Here is a 1,597-nt window from a genome sequence, read left to right as displayed (position 1 = left end):
GCGTAGGGTGCGTTAGGGGCGGGCTTGCCCTGATGTTCAACCCCTAGAGCCAGTTTTGGGACAGCCGCACCGTAACGCACCACCAAGTAGAATGGGCGAATGTAGAATATTAAAATTGCCGAATCTCGTAGAGCGGAATTTTTAGCACAGAAAAATAATTAATTAACCAATAGATAAACTATAGAAATTATCTATGCCATGAGGTACAAATGGATCCCCCTAAATCCCCCGAGCGAGCAATCCCTCGCTCGGGTGACTTTGAGCTTAAGAAGCGTACTTCATAAATCCTAGAAAGGCTATAATTACCAAAATAGGAGCAATAAAAAATGAGTGCAAAGACAATTAAGTGGGATGATGTTCGCTCCCAAGTTCTGGCAAATCCAGAGGTAAAAGCCGAGTATGAAGCTCTAGAATTTGAGTTTAATCTTGCTAGTCAAGTTATTGCCCAGTCAGAAGTCAGAAGTCAGAAGTCAGAAGTCAGAACTTCCAATTCTTAATTCTAAATTCTCAATTCTCAATTCTTAATTCTCATGCTCCATCTCGGCAAAATGTTCCATTAGCATCCGATGAATAAAGATATAGCCCCCTCCTACTTTTTGTAGGAAAATGCGATCAGCGGCATAGTCCAGGAAGCGGGCATAGTTCCAAGGGATGCAATTGTTACTGTAGAGGACAAGGCGAAGGATGAAGTGTTGGATGCAGGCTTGACCACCATTCTTCAGCCCAACCATCAGCCCGATTATCAGCCCGATTATCAGCCTTTCGATCAGCCCGACCTTCAGCCCGACCATCAGCCCTCTTATCAGCCCTGTCCCCAGCCCTCCTATCAGCCCGACGATCAGCCCTCCTATCAGCCAAAACATCAGCCCTCCCATCAGACATACAGTTATAGCATTACGAGCTGATTTCCAAATTCCTTGATTTGGACTTGTTTTTATTTCAATTTCTGAACTCTCCAGCCCTTCGATCAGCCCTCCCATCAGCCCTCCCATCAGCACTACCGTCAGCCCTGCCATCAGCCCTGCCATCAGCCCTCCTTTCAGCCCGAAGTTCAGCCAAAACATCAGTCCTACCATCGACCCGACAATCAGCCCGACAATCAGTCCGACAATCCGCCCTCCCATCAGCCGGTTAATCTCCCAGTTAATCAAGATTTTTTTCCAATTAATATCAAGTCTTTCAACTGTTTTGATTTCTTCCGTTGCCTTTTTATCAAGCCCGAGCATCAGCCCTGCCATCAGCCAGACTATCAGCCAGACTATCAGCCCTGCCATCAGCCCTGCCATCAGCCCTACCATCAGCCCTGCCATCAGCCCGAACATCAACCTATAAATTCGTTTTTGCTTTCTATTTACTAACCAAGATGGCTGCATTTTTTCAATTAAAAATATCGTTTGTGATTCCTCAACCATCCTCTGAGCCAGCCAAATTAGCCAGTACTTTACTTGCGCATTCTCATATCGTTGATTAGTTTTACGACGCTTAAACATTTTCTTGATATATGCATCAAAAAGCTGCTTACGCCGTTCCTCCACTACGTCAGTTCTAGGCAAATCCTCAACTGCTACTCCCTGATAAGCTAGGGTCATAATATTGA

General features: G+C 45.3%; 2 protein-coding genes. One reads left to right on the top strand and one right to left on the bottom strand.

The genetic code is table 11. The features are described 5' to 3' along the window. Nucleotides 1-326 precede the first annotated feature (326 nt). Nucleotides 327-497 (top strand): hypothetical protein, encoded by a 171-nt coding sequence (locus F6K37_RS41565; protein WP_287257108.1) that lies wholly within the window; start codon nt 327-329, stop codon nt 495-497. Between the two features lie 24 nt (nt 498-521). Here the strand turns inward: F6K37_RS41565 and F6K37_RS41560 are convergent, their stop codons facing one another. Then, complete coding sequence (locus F6K37_RS41560) at nt 522-1,535, bottom strand: hypothetical protein (protein ID WP_287257107.1); 1,014 nt, start codon at nt 1,533-1,535, stop codon at nt 522-524. Nucleotides 1,536-1,597: the final 62 nt, after the last annotated feature.

It is taken from the genome of Moorena sp. SIO4E2 (assembly GCF_010671945.1).
Classification (GTDB): Bacteria; Cyanobacteriota; Cyanobacteriia; order Cyanobacteriales; family Coleofasciculaceae; genus Moorena; species Moorena producens.
The sequence above is the reverse complement of the archived record's forward strand: the minus strand, read 5'-3'. Positions and strand labels throughout refer to the sequence as shown.